General features: G+C 47.4%; 17 protein-coding genes and 3 pseudogenes. 12 read left to right on the forward strand and 8 right to left on the reverse strand.

Features of this window, described 5'->3' with window-relative positions; genetic code table 11:
* Positions 1 to 182 precede the first annotated feature (182 nt).
* From ACD630_RS09100 to polA, 7 genes are all read left to right on the forward strand, one after another.
* Positions 183 to 1,043, forward strand: coding sequence for a DNA cytosine methyltransferase (locus ACD630_RS09100; RefSeq protein WP_430359963.1), 861 nt, complete (start codon positions 183 to 185; stop codon positions 1,041 to 1,043).
* Between the two features lie 59 nt (positions 1,044 to 1,102).
* Positions 1,103 to 1,855, forward strand: coding sequence for a Rha family transcriptional regulator (locus ACD630_RS09105; RefSeq protein ID WP_430358853.1), 753 nt, complete (start codon positions 1,103 to 1,105; stop codon positions 1,853 to 1,855).
* 12 nt (positions 1,856 to 1,867) lie between these two features.
* Positions 1,868 to 2,077: a hypothetical protein gene (locus ACD630_RS09110; RefSeq protein WP_430358818.1), complete on the forward strand. Its 210-nt coding sequence runs from the start codon at positions 1,868 to 1,870 to the stop codon at positions 2,075 to 2,077.
* Positions 2,078 to 2,092: 15 nt separating this feature from the next.
* Complete coding sequence (locus ACD630_RS09115) at positions 2,093 to 2,254, forward strand: protease FtsH-inhibitory lysogeny factor CIII (protein WP_430358819.1); 162 nt, start codon at positions 2,093 to 2,095, stop codon at positions 2,252 to 2,254.
* A 172-nt stretch (positions 2,255 to 2,426) separates the two neighbouring features.
* On the forward strand, positions 2,427 to 2,612 hold the full coding sequence (locus ACD630_RS09120; RefSeq protein ID WP_430359962.1) for an excisionase: 186 nt from the start codon (positions 2,427 to 2,429) through the stop codon (positions 2,610 to 2,612).
* Positions 2,590 to 3,657: a phage integrase Arm DNA-binding domain-containing protein gene (locus tag ACD630_RS09125; protein WP_430358820.1), complete on the forward strand. Its 1,068-nt coding sequence runs from the start codon at positions 2,590 to 2,592 to the stop codon at positions 3,655 to 3,657. Before ACD630_RS09120 ends, ACD630_RS09125 begins: the two co-directional genes overlap by 23 nt.
* Before the next feature lie 123 nt (positions 3,658 to 3,780).
* The gene (gene polA, locus ACD630_RS09130; protein ID WP_430358854.1) at positions 3,781 to 6,573 is read left to right on the forward strand and encodes a DNA polymerase I; all 2,793 of its coding nucleotides are present in this window, start codon (positions 3,781 to 3,783) and stop codon (positions 6,571 to 6,573) included.
* Between the two features lie 303 nt (positions 6,574 to 6,876).
* Here polA and ACD630_RS09135 read toward each other — a convergent pair whose 3' ends face one another.
* Positions 6,877 to 7,344, reverse strand: a complete 468-nt coding sequence (locus ACD630_RS09135) for a transposase (RefSeq protein ID WP_430358855.1) — start codon at positions 7,342 to 7,344, stop codon at positions 6,877 to 6,879.
* Between the two features lie 25 nt (positions 7,345 to 7,369).
* Here ACD630_RS09135 and ACD630_RS09140 point away from each other — a divergent pair.
* Positions 7,370 to 7,963, forward strand: a pseudogene (locus ACD630_RS09140) (IS256 family transposase); the annotation flags it as partial.
* Positions 7,964 to 8,000: 37 nt separating this feature from the next.
* Here the strand turns inward: ACD630_RS09140 and ACD630_RS09145 are convergent.
* A pseudogene (locus ACD630_RS09145) lies at positions 8,001 to 8,273 on the reverse strand (integrase core domain-containing protein); the annotation flags it as partial.
* Between the two features lie 212 nt (positions 8,274 to 8,485).
* Here ACD630_RS09145 and ACD630_RS09150 point away from each other — a divergent pair.
* Together ACD630_RS09150 and ACD630_RS09155 are read left to right on the forward strand one after the other, a co-directional pair.
* Positions 8,486 to 9,265: an IS630 family transposase gene (locus ACD630_RS09150; RefSeq protein ID WP_430358856.1), complete on the forward strand. Its 780-nt coding sequence runs from the start codon at positions 8,486 to 8,488 to the stop codon at positions 9,263 to 9,265.
* Positions 9,234 to 9,401 carry a hypothetical protein gene (locus ACD630_RS09155; protein ID WP_430358857.1) on the forward strand — a complete coding sequence of 56 codons (168 nt, stop codon included), beginning with the start codon at positions 9,234 to 9,236 and terminating at the stop codon, positions 9,399 to 9,401. Before ACD630_RS09150 ends, ACD630_RS09155 begins: the two co-directional genes overlap by 32 nt.
* Before the next feature lie 26 nt (positions 9,402 to 9,427).
* Here the strand turns inward: ACD630_RS09155 and ACD630_RS09160 are convergent.
* A pseudogene (locus tag ACD630_RS09160) lies at positions 9,428 to 9,757 on the reverse strand (RusA family crossover junction endodeoxyribonuclease); the annotation flags it as partial.
* A 111-nt stretch (positions 9,758 to 9,868) separates the two neighbouring features.
* On the opposite strand from ACD630_RS09160, the gene ACD630_RS09165 reads away from it, so the two are divergent.
* Positions 9,869 to 10,909, forward strand: coding sequence for an IS481 family transposase (locus ACD630_RS09165; protein ID WP_430358858.1), 1,041 nt, complete (start codon positions 9,869 to 9,871; stop codon positions 10,907 to 10,909).
* 38 nt (positions 10,910 to 10,947) lie between these two features.
* Positions 10,948 to 11,988 (forward strand): IS481 family transposase, encoded by a 1,041-nt coding sequence (locus ACD630_RS09170; RefSeq protein ID WP_430359964.1) that lies wholly within the window; start codon positions 10,948 to 10,950, stop codon positions 11,986 to 11,988.
* 109 nt (positions 11,989 to 12,097) lie between these two features.
* Here the strand turns inward: ACD630_RS09170 and ACD630_RS09175 are convergent, their stop codons facing one another.
* From ACD630_RS09175 to ACD630_RS09195, 5 genes are all read right to left on the reverse strand, one after another.
* Positions 12,098 to 13,303, reverse strand: coding sequence for an acyl-CoA reductase (locus ACD630_RS09175; RefSeq protein WP_430358859.1), 1,206 nt, complete (start codon positions 13,301 to 13,303; stop codon positions 12,098 to 12,100).
* Positions 13,287 to 14,369, reverse strand: coding sequence for an acyl-protein synthetase (locus ACD630_RS09180; protein WP_430359965.1), 1,083 nt, complete (start codon positions 14,367 to 14,369; stop codon positions 13,287 to 13,289). The genes ACD630_RS09175 and ACD630_RS09180 overlap by 17 nt, the downstream gene beginning before the upstream one ends.
* A complete protein-coding gene (locus ACD630_RS09185; RefSeq protein ID WP_430358860.1) occupies positions 14,356 to 15,768 on the reverse strand; it encodes an AMP-binding protein in 1,413 nt (470 codons plus the stop codon). The genes ACD630_RS09180 and ACD630_RS09185 overlap by 14 nt, the downstream gene beginning before the upstream one ends.
* Positions 15,758 to 16,381: an MBL fold metallo-hydrolase gene (locus tag ACD630_RS09190; protein WP_430358862.1), complete on the reverse strand. Its 624-nt coding sequence runs from the start codon at positions 16,379 to 16,381 to the stop codon at positions 15,758 to 15,760. The genes ACD630_RS09185 and ACD630_RS09190 overlap by 11 nt, the downstream gene beginning before the upstream one ends.
* A gap of 67 nt (positions 16,382 to 16,448) precedes the next feature.
* Positions 16,449 to 17,492, reverse strand: a complete 1,044-nt coding sequence (locus ACD630_RS09195; protein ID WP_430358863.1) for an N-acetylneuraminate synthase family protein — start codon at positions 17,490 to 17,492, stop codon at positions 16,449 to 16,451.
* Positions 17,493 to 17,507: the final 15 nt, after the last annotated feature.

A 17,507-nucleotide genomic window follows, 5' to 3' on the forward strand; every position in this document is an offset into this window, starting at 1 on the left:
ATCCTCCTGTGTTAAGCCAAGTGTAAGCGATCTGACCGCCAACCTGCAAAATTTTACAAGTTAGCCCCCTGATAACCACATCCGTTTAATTATGGAGAAATTGTTATGACAAAAATAACCAGAGCAGATAACTACATCATTACCCCGTGCTGTCCCTGCCGGATTCGATACATGGTGACTGGATGATGGCAGCAGTTTACTACAACGAAATTGACCCTTATGCAGCACAGTGGCTGAGAAACCTGATTGCCGCCGGTCATATTGCGCCAGGCGATGTTGATGAACGTTCGATTGAGGATGTTACTCCCGATGACTTACAAAACTACACGCAATGCCATTTCTTTGCCGGGATCGGCGTATGGTCGTATGCCCTGCGAAAAGCAGGATGGCCCGATGATAAACCCGTGTGGACGGGCAGTTGCCCCTGCCAGCCTTTCAGCGCGGCAGGCAAGGGCGGCGGGTTTTATGACGAGCGGCATCTCTGGCCCGCTTTTCACTGGCTCATCAGCCAGTGCCGCCCTGAGTACGTTTTTGGTGAACAGGTTGCAAGCAGCCATGCAAACCTCTGGTTCGACCTTGTACAGGCTGACCTGGAAGCCGTGGACTACGCCTTCGGGTGTGTGCCGTTTCCGTCTGCGGGCGTCGGTGCCCCGCATATCCGCGACCGGGCGTACTGGGTGGCCTACGCCGACCACGCGGGACGGGAAGGATGGCAGGGAATGCCCGAATGTGCAGCTCAATGCATTGCTGGGGCGCGTAGTGTGGCTGACAACCCCAGTGCGGTTAACGGCTTCTGGCGAGAGGCTGACTGGCTCCTGTGCCGGGATGAAAAGTGGCGGCCAGTTGAACCCGGCGCATTCCCGCTGGCTTATGGGGTTACCAACCGCGTGGGACGACTGCGCGCCTACGGAAACGCTATCAACGTGGAGGCGGCAAAAGCGTTCATAGAGTCATACACCTCATTGACGCAAGGAGAACCCATGCGCTCGAAAAATGGCAACAGGCGAACGTTAACCAGTTCCTGCAACGCCACTAATCACTAATCCCGCCCCGGTAACGTGCCGGGGTTCCATTATCGTTTTAACCAACGAGGTATATCTGTATGCAAAATTTGACCATTGCACAAACAGTAACCATGTCCAGCCGTGAGATTGCGGAGCTGACCGATAAGAAACATTTCCACGTATTGAGAGACATCGAGTCAATGCTCGTTGACCTGGGCGAAGACCCGGAGGGGTATGCCCATTTTTGGATACACCCCCAAAACGGCCAACAATACCGGGAATTCTTACTCGATCGCGACCATACCGAATGCCTGCTTACCGGCTATAGCGCTGTTCACCGTATGCGCGTTATCAAACGCTGGCATGACCTAGAAAAACTGGCGGCTACACCTGCCTTGCCGGAAAACTACATCTCTGCGCTGGAAGCCCTGCTGGAATCGAAAAAGAGTGAAGCTGCACTGGCATTGGTCAACAAAGAGCAGGAAGCAGAACTCCACGACCTCAAGAGCCTGTTCAAGGAGGGCATGACCCCGACCCAGTTCTGTAAAATGCTCAATGGTGTTAACACCCAGAAAGTGAACCACTGGTTAGCAGACCGTAACTGGCTCTACAACGAAAGCCAATCCGGTACCCGTTGGCGGGCAACATCCTACGCTCGCGACAGATACCTGACTGAGCACCAGCATCTGATTGGCGTTCACGGTGCCAACGACTTCATTAAATACCAGCCAGTATTGCTGCATAAAGGTGCTGAACGCCTCTACGTCCTTTACCGCCGTGGCAAAGTGCCCATGAAACTCAACTGGAACGGCGATTTTACCCACCAGAAGCACGTCAGCCTTGCATCGTGAGAGGAGCAACGAATGAAACCTAAAATACCTAACAGGATAAAGGAGCGGGAGAAGCTATTTAAACGCTTATACCGTGAAGGACTTATTCATGCAAAACGCATACGACGAACCGGTTATTTATCAATGCGGCTTTCTCACTACTGGCGCATGTTATCCAAAGATAACGGTCAGAGTTGGAAAACCATGAGTCACGCGACATACGACACCCAAATAGCAATATAAAAACAGGAGCACCCCATGAATTATGCATTCGCGGGTCATGCTGCCCTCATGGGGAGCTATCACCCGCAAGAAACCCACCTGGATAAATGGGTTAAATGGCTGCGAAACGGATACCGAAAGCTTATCGCTATCCTCGAACAGCAAGGCAAGCCTCTACGACCTGCATCAGTACGTTAACTAAGGCTGTTACAGCCTGAAATCCCCTTCACCCCCGCATTTCTTCGATTGGTCATTCCCCCGCCTGCCCGCCGTCATGACGAACGGCGCAGTGGCTTAATTTTAGCAGAGGTCAATTATGGCATACATCACCTTATCCGAGTGGAATCGGCGGCAACCCCGTCCGCGCTGTATGGAAACCGTCAGGCGATTGGTCAGGAGCGGAATGATTTTTCCCGCACCGATACGAGATGGGCGCGAGTATCTGGTTGAGGAAAATGCCTGCAAGCTCACCCAGAATAAAAACCTTCGCTCATCAGGTTACCTTCATCCCGCCCTGTTATCGAGGATAAAACATGGCACGCCGGAGAAGCCATAAGAACCGCGATTTGCCGCCAAACCTGCAACCGCGCAATGGCGGCTATTTTTGCTACCGCGACCCACGCACCGGAAAAGAATATGGCCTGGGCCGCCATCGACAGGAGGCCATTACACAAGCCCTCGCCGCTAATATGGCGATTTATGGCTCATCAAAACCGTCACCGCTCGTTGACCGCATCAACGACACACAGGTGACCACAGTTAGCGAATGGACTGAACGCTATCTGACGATACTCGAAGGACGGAAACTCAAGCCGACAACGATGAACGAGTACCATAAATACCTGAAGGCCGTTAATGCCCATTTAGGGGAATTTGTTCTTCATAAAGTAGAAACCAAAGACATTGCCTCGTTCCTTAATCAGTGGGTAAACGCAGGGAAAGTGACAATGGCGAACTGCATAAGAGCGTTGTTACGTGACCTGTTTCGTGAAGCGATTGCTGAGGGGGTATTCAAAAGCAATCCAGCCGAAGCTACGCGCAACCAGCGTGTAGACATTCAACGTGAGCGCATAACCCTGGACGCGTGGAGGCTCATACGCAAGGCCGCGGATACCTTACCTGCATGGGTCGGCCCCTGCCTTGACCTTGCTTTAGTCACCGGTCAACGTTTAGGGGATATACAGGCACTGCGCTGGGAGGATATCAAAGACGGACGTCTTTACATCAAGCAGGCGAAAACAGGCACGATGCTGGCGTTCTCCGAGGCAACCCGCATCGACTGCCTCAATTTATGCCTTGCTGATGTATTGAACCAGTTCAGGGGATTAAACAACGGTGGAGCGCATATTGTCGCCGATGTAGGACATGAGCAATTTTCTACGAAAACACTCTCAGCTGGATTTCGGAAAGCTCGCAAGGCATCTGGATTAACATGGGAACGTAACCCTCCCCCATTTCATGAAATCAGAAGCTTGGCAGCGCGCCTTTACAGCGATGAGAAAGGGAGGGATTATGCGCAAAAATTGCTAGGACATAAGTCATCCGAGATGACCGATAAGTACCGAGATGTAAGAGGGGCAGAGTGGGCTGAGATTGAATAATTTCGACCGAATTTCGAGTAATTTCGATCGATACGCTATAACTTATTGAATAATAATCTCGGTATTTTTATGGCGCTATGGCATGCTTAGCGCCATGATGGACGACATAGGTCATAACAGAACATGGTGCAGATTCCGCAAAACCCGTTAATTTTGGTCGATGGCTCGTCGTATTTATACCGTGCCTACCACGCATTCCCTCCTTTGACGAATAACGCAGGTGAGCCGACAGGTGCCATGTATGGCGTGCTGAATATGCTGCGCAGCCTGTTGCTTCAGTTCTCTCCCAGCCATGTCGCTGTGGTGTTTGATGCCAAAGGAAAAACGTTCCGCGACGAACTGTTCGAAAACTACAAGGCGCACCGCCCACAGATGCCAGACGATCTGCGTGCGCAGATTGAGCCGCTGCACGCGATGGTGCGTGCCATGGGGTTGCCTTTGTTGGCTGTAGGCGGTGTGGAAGCGGATGACGTGATCGGTACGCTCGCGCGTCAGGCAGAAAGTGCGGGTACGCCGGTACTGATCAGCACCGGTGATAAAGATATGGCGCAACTGGTGTCACCGACGATCACGCTTATCAACACCATGAACAATATGGTGCTTGGGCCGCAGGAAGTCTGCGACAAATACGGTATTCCGCCGGAGCTGATTATCGATTTTCTGGCCCTGATGGGGGATGCATCGGATAATATTCCGGGTGTGCCGGGCGTCGGTGAAAAAACGGCTCAGGCGTTACTCCAGGGGTTGGGGGGATTAGATACCCTGTACGGTAATCTGGATAAAATCGCCACGCTGTCCTTTCGCGGCGCAAAGACCATGGCGCAAAAGCTGGAACAGCATAAAGAAGCGGCATACCTCTCTTATCAGCTGGCGACCATCAAAACTGACGTCGAATTGGAGCTGACCTGCACTGAGCTCTCGGTGAATGAACCCGATGTGGATGCGCTGCATGGGCTGTTTAAGCGCTATGATTTCAAACGCTGGATGGCCGATGTGGAAAGCGGCACCTGGATGCAAGGTCGCAAGGGGCAATCTTCGGTTCCGCAGCCAACGCCTGCGGCACAAACGCAGCCACAGTCGCCAGCGGAAGCAACTGTTGCCTTGAGCCGTGAAGACTATATCACTATTCAGGATGAAGAAACCTTACTGTCGTGGGTTGCCCGTCTCCAAAAGGCAGGAGAGTTTGCGTTTGATACAGAAACCGACGGCTTGGATACTCTGAGCGCCAATCTGATTGGTATGTCGTTTGCGGTGAGGCCGGGTGAAGCGGCGTATCTGCCGTTGGCGCATGATTATCTGGATGCGCCGGAGCAAATCGACAGAACTCGTACACTGGAATTGCTTAAACCCCTGCTGGAAGACAGCGCGCTGCGCAAAATTGGGCAGAACCTGAAGTTCGATCAGGGCGTGATGAAGCGTTATGACATTGAGCTACGTGGTATTGCGTATGACACCATGGTGGAGTCTTACGTGTTAAACAGCGTGGCAGGCCGTCATTATATGGACAGCTTGGCCGAACGCTATCTGCAACATAAAACCATTTCGTTTGAAGAGATTGCGGGTAAAGGCAAGAACCAGCTTACCTTTAATCAGATTCCTGTTGAACAGGCCAGCACCTATGCCGCAGAAGATGCGGATGTCACTTTGCATTTGCATCAAACCCTGTGGGAAAAGCTGCAACAGCAAGGGGAACTGGTGAAGGTGTTCCGTGATATTGATATGCCGTTGGTGCCGGTGTTGTCACGCATTGAGCGTCAGGGGGTACTGATTGATGCGGGCATTTTGGCGCAGCATTCTCAGGAACTGACCACACGTCTCGCTGAGCTTGAAACCGAAGTGCATGAACTGGCCGGTGAAGCGTTTAACCTTGCCTCCACTAAGCAGTTGCAGGGGATCTTATACGATAAGCTAAAGCTGCCGGTGCTAAAGAAAACCCCGAAAGGTGCCCCTTCCACCAATGAAGAAGTGTTGGAAGAGCTGGCGCATGACTATCCGCTGCCTAAAAGCATTCTGGAATATCGTGGGCTGGCGAAACTGAAATCGACTTACACCGACAGGCTGCCGCTGATGATCAATCCGCTGACCCAGCGGGTGCACACGTCATACCATCAGGCGGTCACGGCGACGGGGCGTCTTTCCTCCAGCGATCCCAATCTACAAAACATCCCGGTACGCAACGATGAAGGGAGACGCATTCGTCAGGCGTTTATTGCTCCTGAAGGCTATCGCATCGTGGCGGCAGACTACTCTCAGATCGAACTGCGTATTATGGCGCACCTTTCCGGTGACGCTGGGTTGCTCAACGCGTTTGCTGAAGGGCTGGACATTCACCGCGCCACCGCCGCAGAAGTCTTTGGCTTGCCGCTGGAGCGCGTCACCGGAGAGCAGCGCCGCAGCGCCAAAGCCATCAACTTTGGTTTGATTTATGGCATGAGTGCTTTCGGTCTGTCACGTCAGTTGGGGATCCCCCGTGCAGAGTCGCAGCGCTATATGAACCTCTATTTCGAGCGCTACCCTGGCGTGCAGGAGTATATGGAAAGAACCCGTCAGGAAGGTGCGGAGAAAGGGTTCGTGCAGACGCTGGATGGGCGCCGTCTCTATTTGCCGGATATCCACTCACGCAATGCGATGAGCCGCAAGGCAGCTGAACGTGCCGCCATTAACGCCCCGATGCAGGGCACTGCCGCCGATATCATCAAGAAAGCGATGATTGCGATCGATAGTTGGCTACAGCAAGAACAGCCGCAGGTGAACATGATCATGCAGGTACACGATGAATTGGTGTTCGAAGTACATGAGTCGGTGCTGGATGCAGCAAAACAAAAGATCGCTACCCTGATGGAAGGTTGTATGTCACTAAACGTTCCGTTACGTGTGGATGTGGGCGAAGGTAAAAACTGGGATGAGGCGCATTAATGTACAGAAAAACAGGGTGTTGCAACTGAACGTTTAATGCGCATTACGTTATTCATTTCTGTAATTAAACTACAGGATTGGGTGACTTGCTCGACCCATAGCCATTTTTTATGAAACTAAACAACAAAAAAACCTTTGTTCTGGCGAAAAAATAGGGTAGAGTTAACGACGTAGGGTACAGAGGTAAGATGTTCTATCTTTCAGGCCTTTTACTTCACGTAATCGGATTTGGCTGAGTATTAGCCGCTTCGGTGACTGGGGCGTTTTTTATTGGGCGCGAGTCAGAAAAACGCCGCAAGATCGCTAACGATCGCGGCAGTTATAGCCAAGCGACTTAATTTTGATTACACCATAATGGACTGAGAAGAAAATCTCTGTATCGCAACCACTCTCTCTTTTTTTGCTTTTTGCTTGTGCCCATTTATGCTCAATGGGGTTAAGATCTGGCGAATATGTAGGCAAATACTCCACCATATACCCTGCATCGATGATGACTTGTTGAATATTATGTTTTTTGTGAAAAGTTGCATTGTCCATCACGATTACCCTGTTTTTAGGGAGTACTGGGATAAGGACTTGTGTGACCCAGGAATAGAAAACATCGCTGTTAATATTGATATCAAATAATCCAATAGCAAACAGCGTTGTGCCTAATAAAGCGCCGATAACATTTGTTCTTCCCTTGGCTCCCCCGTTCTTCAGCCCAAAACACCGTTGACCTTTTGAGCCTGTACACGAGATTGTGTAATTGCCTGATTTTGATATGTTCAATCCAACATCAAAAGCAGGTTACTTTATGGACGAAAAACAGTTACAGGCTCTGGCTAACGAGCTGCCCAAAAATCTCAAAACCCCTGACGCTCTCAACCCGTTTGATCTCCTGCTGAAAAAGATCAGCGTTGAGGCTGCCCTTAATGCTGAAATGACCCATCACCTCGGGCATGAGAAGCACCAGTCCAAATCTGGAACTAACACGCGCAATGGCTACTCCACAAAGACTGTTACCACCGGCGATGGTCCGCTGGAACTGCGTACACCACGTGATCGTGATGGTTCCTTTGAACCGCAACTGGTGAAGAAGAACCAGACCAGGCTCACCGGGATGGATAACCAGATTTTATCGTTGTATGCCAAAGGGATGACCACCCGCGAAATTGCCGCTGCGTTCAAAAAACTGTATGACGCGGATGTCTCACCCGCCCTGGTATCGAAGGTCACCGATGCCGTTATGGAGCAGGTTGTTGAATGGCAAAATCGCCCTCTGGATGCGGTTTATCCCATTGTTTACCTTGACTGTATCGTTCTGAAAGTCCGGCAGGACAGCCGCGTTATCAATAAGTCTGTATTCTTGGCGCTGGGTATCAATATCTGTACTAGCTCAGACCTGATCTGACAGTTACCGATTATTTATACAGGTGTCTGTCAGATTACATCTGGTTCAGATTCTTTTCTGCCCATATCCGTTTTCCATCGAGTAAAGTGACCATCGGCGTACGCCCGCAGCACATTTTTCCCTGATGAGTTCGCTCATTATTGTAATGCCACAACCAGTTGTCCAGATCTACCTGCAGGCTTTCCAGGTCTCCATATAACTTCTTGCGGAACGTAACCTGATAAAAATCCTGAAAAATGGTTTTATGGAAGCGCTCGCAGATGCCGTTCGTCTGCGGAAACATCGCCTTCGTTTTCGTATGCTCGATATAGCCAAGCGACATTATTTTGATAACAATTAGCTGTATTTTTTTGCCACATATCAGGGCATTGGCTGTAATCATTTTTAAGTCGGTTGACTATATCGTTGATAGCCAGATAAAGCTGATAATCGCTGCGTTGATATCGGTAAACATCAGGCGTCCTCCAATTCCGTGATGACGATATAGCTAAACGACTTAATTTTGATTACATTATTTAAATGAGCTATTTAATTGATTTTAGACGTAAAGTGATATCTACACGGGAAGAAGAAGGGTTGAGTATCCGAGAAACAGCGAAGCAATTTCGGATTGCCCCTGCCTCTGTATCGCGTTGGATTAATCAAATAGCGTCAAAAGCATCAACCACGCGTCAGCGAAAGATCGATAAATCCGAGTTGATAAAAGATGTTGAACCATATCCAGATGCTTACCAAAAAGAACGTGCAGAGCGTTTTGGCGTTTGTCAGAAGGCCATTTGGCAAGCTCTTAAAAAGCTGGGATTGACCTATAAAAAAACGCTACGTCATCCGAAAGCCGACGAAAGCGCCCGGCAAGCATTTCAACAAAAAATACAACAGTATGAAAAAGAAGGAAAACCTATTGTTTTTATTGATGAAAATGGTTTTCCACACGATACCCCACGGACTCACGGCTATTCCCCAAAAGGTCAACGGTGTTTTGGGCTGAAGAACGGGGGAGCCAAGGGAAGAACAAATGTTATCGGCGCGTTATTAGGCACAACGCTGTTTGCTATTGGATTATTTGATATCAATATTAACAGCGATGTTTTCTATTCCTGGGTCACACAAGTCCTTATCCCAGTACTCCCTAAAAACAGGGTAATCGTGATGGACAATGCAACTTTTCACAAAAAACATAATATTCAACAAGTCATCATTGATGCAGGGTATATGGTGGAGTATTTGCCTACATATTCGCCAGATCTTATAACCAACCGACTTAAAAATGATTACAGCCAATGCCCTGATATGTGGTAAAAAAATACAGCTAATTGTTATCAAAATAATGTCGCTTGGCTATAACCCAATTGAGCATAAATGGGCACAAGCAAAAAGCAAAAAAAGAGAGAGTGGTTGCGATACAGAGATTTTGTTCTCAGTCCATATGGTGTAATCAAAATTAAGTCGCTTGGCTATATCCAGACTGCCTCCACGCTCTTGTTGCCCGCGTTTTACACTGAAATCGTCTATCTGTTCGTCGTCCAGCATGAAGCCCGCATGCGTGAGCGCATCGAAAACCGCCTTTTGCAGGTTATCGAGATCACGGCGTCGTTTGTTTGGTGCGTGGGCGGTGATGGCAATTTTCAGTCTTGCTGAGGTGTTGATATCGAGGTGTTGCTGTTGAATTATCTGGATGATGCTTTGTCGGTATGCTTTGCCTTTCTCGCTGATGTAGTGCCGATCTCGTGCGTGTCGCCAGTAGGTGTTTAGGCTTGGTGGATAAGGAAGTTTCAGGTGATATTCGGTCATCGCTTAATCTGTATTAGTCGCGACTAGATCTGACACTGGACCTTGAAAGGTTGAGAGTTACCGGTTTTGATATGGGTGTCTAATCCTTAAACAAAACGCGAGGTAACTCTCATGCTTCATACTAACAATCCCATTATCAAACACAAAGCCGGCCTGCTCAATCTCGCCGAAGAACTCGGTAACGTATCAAAAGCCTGCAAGAGCATGGGCGTGTCACGCGATACATTTTACCGTTATCAGGAACTGGCTGCTGAAGGCGCCATTGATGCGCTGGTTAACCAGAACCGCCGGGTTCCGAACCTGAAGAACCGCGCCGACGAAGCCACTGAACGCACGGTTGTTGATTATGCTATTGAGTTCCCGCCCCATGGGCAGCACCGGACCTGTAATGAGCTGTGTAAAAAAGGCGTGTTTATCTCCGGCAGCGGCGTGCGCTCCATCTGGCAACGACACGACCTGGAGAACTTCCGTAAACGCCTGAAGGCGCTTGAGGAAAAGGTCGCCAGAGAAGGCATTGTCCTTACCGACGCTCAAATCGCAGCCCTGGAGAAGAAGGCGCACGATGATGAGGCCTGCGGTGAAATCGAGACGGCACATCCCGGGTATCTGGGCTCGCAGGACACCTTCTACGTGGGCAATCTGAAGGGGGTGGGCCGTATCTACCAGCAGACGTTCGTGGATACGTACTCGAAAGTGGCACACTGCAAGCTGTATACGAATAAAACACCGCTCACCGCCGCCGACCTGCTCAATGATCGCGTACTCCCGTTCTACGAGGCTCAGGGACTGCCGGTGCTGAGAATACTGACCGACAGGGGTACGGAGTACTGTGGTAAAGTGGAGCAGCATGATTATCAGCTTTATCTGGCTATCAACGATATCGAGCATACGAAAACGAAGGCGATGTCTCCGCAGACGAACGGCATCTGCGAGCGCTTCCATAAAACCATTTTGCAGGATTTTTATCAGGTTACGTTCGGCAAGAAGTTATATGGAGACCTGGAAAGCCTGCAGGTAGATCTGGACAACTGGTTGTGGCATTACAATAATGAGCGAACTCATCAGGGAAAAATGTGCTGCGGGCGTACGCCGATGTCCACTTTACTCGATGGAAAACGGATCAGGGCAGAAAAGAATCTGAACCAGATGTAATCTGACAGACACCTGTATAAATAATCGGTAACTGTCAGATCAGGTCTGAGCTAGTACACATTATCAAACACAAAGCCGGCCTGCTCAATCTCGCCGAAGAACTCGGTAACGTATCAAAAGCCTGCAAGAGCATGGGCGTGTCACGCGATACATTTTACCGTTATCAGGAACTGGCTGCTGAAGGCGGCATTGATGCGCTGGTTAACCAGAACCGCCGGGTTCCGAACCTGAAGAACCGCGCCGACGAAGCCACTGAACGCACGGTTATTGATTATGCTATTGAGTTCCCGCCCCATGGGCAGCACCGGACCAGTAATGAGCTGCGTAAAAAAGGCGTGTTTATCTCCGGCAGCGGCGTGCGCTCCATCTGGCAACGACACGACCTGGAGAACTTCCGTAAACGCCTGAAGGCGCTTGAGGAAAAGGTCGCCAGAGAAGGCATTGTCCTTACCGACGCTCAAATCGCAGCCCTGGAGAAGAAGGCGCACGATGATGAGGCCTGCGGTGAAATCGAGACGGCACATCCCGGGTATTTGGGCTCACAGGACACCTTCTACGTGGGCAATCTGAAGGGGGTGGGCCGTATCTACCAGCAGACGTTCGTGGATACGTACTCGAAAGTGGCACACTGCAAGCTGTATACGAATAAAACACCGCTCACCGCCGCCGACCTGCTCAATGATCGCGTACTCCCGTTCTACGAGGCTCAGGGACTGCCGGTGCTGAGAATACTGACCGACAGGGGTACGGAGTACTGTGGTAAAGTGGAGCAGCATGATTATCAGCTTTATCTGGCTATCAACGATATCGAGCATACGAAAACGAAGGCGATGTCTCCGCAGACGAACGGCATCTGCGAGCGCTTCCATAAAACCATTTTGCAGGATTTTTATCAGGTTACGTTCCGCAAGAAGTTATATGGAGACCTGGAAAGTCTGCAGGTAGATCTGGACAACTGGTTGTGGCATTACAATAATGAGCGAACTCATCAGGGAAAAATGTGCTGCGGGCGTACGCCGATGGCCACTTTACTCGATGGAAAACGGAGCTGGGCAGAAAAGAATCTGAACCAGATGTAATCTGACAGACACCTGTATAAATAATCGGTAACTGTCAGATCAGGTCTGAGCTAGTACAATTATTGACTGCTTTATCTCAATGAATTGAGCGGCAACAACAGATCAAGTTTTAGAGTGTAAGATTGATGGTCCGTGAGAGCGTGTAAATCAGATCATAACCATCCCATTGTAAACTGAAGTCCATACTTCTTCCCATAGGAACAATACGATCGACCCCTTTGGGGTGATACTGAGAAAGAAAGGTAGCAAGCGTGTTATTGGTTATTCCCAACACAGAGATTGTCTGACAGCGCTCATCACACACAGGATATATTTCACTTATATCATGCGCCAGATACTCCATAAAATAGCCACCAGCGCCAGTGAAGCTCATCGTTTTTTCATCTAGGGAGTCCAACTGGACACGATAAACCAGATTTCTATCCCCAGATACTTTCGTTACCCCTTCACGTGCACTACTCAACAGGCAAAACTGAGTCAATTTTTTGATAGCAACAGCTTCTTGAAGGATATATCTCTCCTGAGAAAATGCTTCAAATTCAGCCCAAAACGTCGCACGTGCCGAGTTCACCTCATCATCGCGACCTAACCAGATAATTAACCCTGGCGAAGTGCAGGCATTTTGATCCGTCAAGAAAGTATCATTATAAAAATGTTCAGCTACAGCACGTTTATCCGGTACTGACAAATAATGAGCCGCATCCACCAATGCAAAAGAATAACGATTTGCGAAGGTAATATCGATGCTTCGCGCTGGCATAGGTGATTCGCGGAGCGCCATGATCGTGGCGTCACCTCCCCAGATCAACCGGCTATGACAACGTGCAGAAAGCCAATCATTAGTTGCTTTATCACGATCGTAACGTATCAGGCAAATATAAGGTGAAATCTGCGGATGCTCTTGCAATGCCATCTTTATTTCGTGACAAATGATCTCTACCTGCTGAAAATCACGCGATGGCACCCTGACAACATTCGCATTGCCACTCAACAGCCCTGCAACCAGCGAGTAGGCGAAGTTGACGGCAACGTTAGAGGGGGCAATATGAAATGCGATACCACGCCCACAACGGGTCGACAAATCCTGATATCCCTGTTTCATTCCTAATACAGAACTCTTGCGGCACCAAAAAGCAAAACTAATCGCATCAGGGTAGGTTTTTGCTAATGGATTAAGGAATAAGCGTTTTGCCAGACTGTTCAAAAAATCGATGATTTCTTCATCAAACAGGGAGCGCGCGCGCACACTATTCATCTGCTGGAGTGCAGTGATATTCCCCACCAAAAAAGATGTGTTCTCAAAATTGTGCTGCATAGGTATCACTACATCCTCGCAGTTCAGCATTTTTTAAACGCCCAAGAATCTTGAAGTATTTGCCCTTACGACCACAGGGGCAATTGTCTTCTCCCAATATGACTCCCCGATCTTCGGTGAGAAGAGAGTGTCCAGGATATGATTCGGGGATCAGAGACAGCACCTGAATAATGCCCGGCTCTCCCTCAGCACATACCGAAAAATCGTTGTGATTGCGAATAATAATATCGGAGAAAATACTGGCATGCAGATGGCCTTCTTCACATTGCATGTAGATACAGCCGGTTTGTTCAACCATCCCATAATAATCGTGGACGCGTTGTATGCCACAAACTTGATTCAATGCAGCAACAAATCCAGCTGGAGAGACTGCCTCAGACTGTAATTTTTTCCAACCGCCACCATGGATTAATATGCCAGAGGAGAGATCTATTTTTTTATCGTTTGCAAGCAGCTGCTTATAGAAATGCTGCCATACCATAAATGTAAAACCGAACAGCAAGATAGGTTTACCACGATGCTTATCCAGAAAAGCATGGATTGTTGGAAAATCTAACTCCATATTATCGTCCAACGCATAGGTTCTATCAGTACCAAAAATCGAAAAACCGAGGATACCGGCGCCACGGGCCGAAAAAAGTCGACGATCTTTCATGATCGATGGAGAATCGATAATCAACAATGGCAATCGCGATGGGCCAATAAAATCATTAACAATCTTTACTAAAGTCTTTTGTTGATTAGCAGCCGTTGCTTTATTCAGAAAGATCTTGGAAACGCGTTGTCCCGTAGTTCCAGAGGATGTCATGGTTTTTACGATCTGGTCCGAAGCAACGCTGGAAAGCGCCATCTCTTTGAATAAAGAAATAGGAATAAAAGGAATATCTTCAACTGCCTGATAATTTACCTGTGCCAGGTTCAAACCATTCAAAATGCGATGATAAGCCAAACAATGCGCATAATGGTGCGCCGTCAGATCGGATAAACGCTGCAAAATCAAAGTGCGCTTTTCTTCTCTATTAAGTGAGTAAGGCAAAGAGTGAAGAATATCATCATATTGCATTATAATATGCTTCCAGTTGTGAATAGAGCGTTTTTCCGGCTCCATTTTTTGGAATGCTGTCGAGCGTGATAATCTTGAAGGCGATATGATTCAGTTGGGTCTGCTCAACCAAGAAACGCTTGACTTGGGCGCTAACACTATCATCCGTAATAAATACATACATTTTGTCATCAATGCCGGCGCACGCACAGTGAATATCAGGAAAAGCGTCACGAAGTTGTACTTCAACCTCATCTAAACCGACTCGATTGCCAAAAATTTTGAGGAACCGTTTTTTCCGTCCAACAACATAATAGTATCCTTCACTGTCAAAGCGAGCAATATCAGCGGTAGAAAGGCGCCCTTGGAATTCATTTCCCTTTTGAAGATCCTCACGGCATTCCGCATAACCTAATACAACATTGTCTCCCCAATAAATCAGCTCACCAACCTCGCCCTCCTGGGCAATAAGGTTTCCTCGTTCATCACAGAGTGCAAATTCTCCGCCGGGGATAGCTTTACCTATACTGCCACATTTATCGATAGCTTTATCAGAGGGTAGGTACGCCATACGAGCCGTTGCTTCAGCAGCACCGTACATTACAACAAAAGATTTATTGTTATCCTTCGCATAATGCGCGAAGACACGGTGCAAATCAGGAGACAATTTTCCCCCTGCTTGCGTCAGCGTTTTTAAATCAGGCAATGCTAATGATGTGAAACGGAGTCTTTTCAACATCTCATAAGTGAAAGGGACGCCAGCTAAAGACGTAATGCGATATTGTGTCATCTGAGCCCAAAAGTCTCTCTGCATCACAGTCGTTTTCGTAAGAAATAAACTGGCCCCACGACTTAAATGAGAATTAATGACCGAAAGCCCATACGTATAATTCATGGGCAATGACGTAATAGCCCGTTCAGAGGCTGTAATATTGAGATATTCAACAATAGATGCAGTATTAGCTGCCAAATTATTATAACTTTGTCGTACTAATTTTGGACTCCCCGTCGAGCCTGATGTGGTCAGCAGCAATGCCAATTCATCATGCATATCTGTTTGTTTCTTGGATACGCTTAACAACGAATATTCATGTGCTGTATAAATGACAGGATAGGAGAATCGGCCAGATAGAGCTTGAGGAACATATATATATTCAGGCTGATAAATTGATATATAATTATTAAGTTGTTCCTCGTTAATATACTCACTTAGCATTAATGACACATGGCCATACTTTAATGCCATCAAATATCCGATTAATGACCCCAAACAGTTAGCACTCAAGTTAAATATCAATGATCTTTTTTTTAAATTCTGAGCAAGTCTGGAGCAAAGTTCATCAATCTCTCGATAAGAGACTGTATTACCTTGCTCAGTAACGACGGCAGTATTGTCAGAATATTTAGAAAAGTTAAAAATCATGAAATATCTCCTTAAGCGTGCCTTCATCTCCATGACCAGGAAAACAAAGCATATCCTCATCTAATGACTTTAGAAAAGGTAGGGTAATATTATTATAGTCTTTTGTACTTCCACCGGGGAAACGCGTGATAGCAGGGATTTTTTTCAACAACGAATCACCGGTAAAAATCATCATTTCATCAAAAATAATCACTGCACTCCCTTTAGAGTGACCTGGCGTAGATAAAAACTTTATTGTTCTTCCTTGCCATTGGTGAATGTACTCTTGAGAAAAGGTTATATCCGCTACACATACATATTGAGGGAAGATTTTATTAAATTCATCAGCCGTATTGGTATTATTGATTCTATCTTGTTCAGCAAGGATAAAGAATAATAACACTGGGCGATTATTCTTTTCTATTGCTATACTCTTAGCACAAAAATCCTGACAGATAACCGTAGAATCGGCAAATGTCCGAACCCAATTAACCCCTGATGTATGGTCAGGATGCTCATGCGTCAACAAAATCAGGATATCATTGATATCCTGTGATGTTAATAAAGCGTGTAGCTCATCACTCTGGTGCGGATCGATGACAATGGCTCGTCCATTATCTACGATGAAATACATATTGGCGTTAATATAAGGATAGACAAAACGCCTCACTGTCACGCCGTTAACCGTACAAGTATACATGTTAATTTAATTTTTCAACAATATCTTCACTAGAAACTAAATTGTCTGCTTTAACATCCTTCTTCAGAGTGAATCCTGCCAATTGCTCGATCCACTCAGGGGCGAGACCCGTTCCAGGACGTTTAACATCGAAATCTTCGATTTGCAGCTGATGTCCGGCCGGTAAATCTCGAACAAAAACCACACTACGACGCATCTTTTCACGCTGAGCCAATTCTAGCGCAGAAACGACGCGAGTTTCGCTTCCCATACTCAGATAAACATTATTACATTGATCAACCAACTGTTTCATCTCATCCGGTTCAATGGCCATGTTGTTATCCATCCCCATTTTGGTTTTATCCAGAGTAAGATGCTTTTCAATGACCGTCGCTCCTAACGCAATCGATGCCGTTGGAATCTCTATATCTAATGTATGATCAGAAAAACCGACGGGATAATCTTTAAAAAGTGCTTTTAGACCTACAATATTATTAAGATTAATCGTTTCCGGTGCGGCAGGATAAATTGACACACAGTGCAATAGAATAATTTGTTGATTATTCTGTGATGTAATGGCGTCGACAGCCTTGTGCACTTCTTCGATATCGGCCATCCCTGTCGATAAAATAATAGGAACTTGCTTACTCGCGATGTATTTAAGATAGGGATAGTTATTCACATCCTGCGAAGCTACCTTGATAAAAGGTACTCCACATTCATCTACAAGAAAATCCACTTCATACCGAGAATAAGGCGTTGAGGCAAATGCAATGCCTACGCTCTGACAGTATTTTGCCAGTTCTAATAACTCAATTTCGGAAAGAGAGAATTTTGAAATGATTCTTTTTGCAATCGGATTACTGTCATAATAGTCCTTTGAATAGAGCGAATCAGCAGACCAAGACTGGAATTTCACACAGTCACACCCAGCCATTTTAGCGCTATCAATCATTTTCTGCGCTATTTCAATATCACCATTGTGGCTTGAGTTAACTTCAGCAATAAAATACGGTCGGTTCCCACTACCAATACACTTTCCATTTTTTAACAACACATCCGGCATAGCAGACCTCTTAGC

Source organism: Symbiopectobacterium sp. RP (assembly GCF_050472005.1).
Classification (GTDB): Bacteria; Pseudomonadota; Gammaproteobacteria; order Enterobacterales; family Enterobacteriaceae; genus Symbiopectobacterium.

Bases quoted from the DNA above. Each gene is read 5' to 3' on its own strand.
- ACD630_RS09105 (WP_430358853.1), top strand. From the start codon at position 1,103: ATGCAAAATTTGACCATTGCACAAACAGTAACCATGTCCAGCCGTGAG.
- ACD630_RS09100 (WP_430359963.1), top strand. From the start codon at position 183: ATGATGGCAGCAGTTTACTACAACGAAATTGACCCTTATGCAGCACAG.
- ACD630_RS09115 (WP_430358819.1), top strand. From the start codon at position 2,093: ATGAATTATGCATTCGCGGGTCATGCTGCCCTCATGGGGAGCTATCAC.
- ACD630_RS09155 (WP_430358857.1), top strand. From the start codon at position 9,234: ATGATTACAGCCAATGCCCTGATATGTGGTAAAAAAATACAGCTAATT.
- ACD630_RS09165 (WP_430358858.1), top strand. From the start codon at position 9,869: ATGCTTCATACTAACAATCCCATTATCAAACACAAAGCCGGCCTGCTC.
- polA (WP_430358854.1), top strand. From the start codon at position 3,781: ATGGTGCAGATTCCGCAAAACCCGTTAATTTTGGTCGATGGCTCGTCG.
- ACD630_RS09125 (WP_430358820.1), top strand. From the start codon at position 2,590: ATGGCACGCCGGAGAAGCCATAAGAACCGCGATTTGCCGCCAAACCTG.
- ACD630_RS09120 (WP_430359962.1), top strand. From the start codon at position 2,427: ATGGAAACCGTCAGGCGATTGGTCAGGAGCGGAATGATTTTTCCCGCA.
- ACD630_RS09195 (WP_430358863.1), bottom strand. From the start codon at position 17,492: ATGCCGGATGTGTTGTTAAAAAATGGAAAGTGTATTGGTAGTGGGAAC.
- ACD630_RS09110 (WP_430358818.1), top strand. From the start codon at position 1,868: ATGAAACCTAAAATACCTAACAGGATAAAGGAGCGGGAGAAGCTATTT.
- ACD630_RS09150 (WP_430358856.1), top strand. From the start codon at position 8,486: ATGAGCTATTTAATTGATTTTAGACGTAAAGTGATATCTACACGGGAA.
- ACD630_RS09190 (WP_430358862.1), bottom strand. From the start codon at position 16,381: ATGTATTTCATCGTAGATAATGGACGAGCCATTGTCATCGATCCGCAC.
- ACD630_RS09185 (WP_430358860.1), bottom strand. From the start codon at position 15,768: ATGATTTTTAACTTTTCTAAATATTCTGACAATACTGCCGTCGTTACT.
- ACD630_RS09175 (WP_430358859.1), bottom strand. From the start codon at position 13,303: ATGCAGCACAATTTTGAGAACACATCTTTTTTGGTGGGGAATATCACT.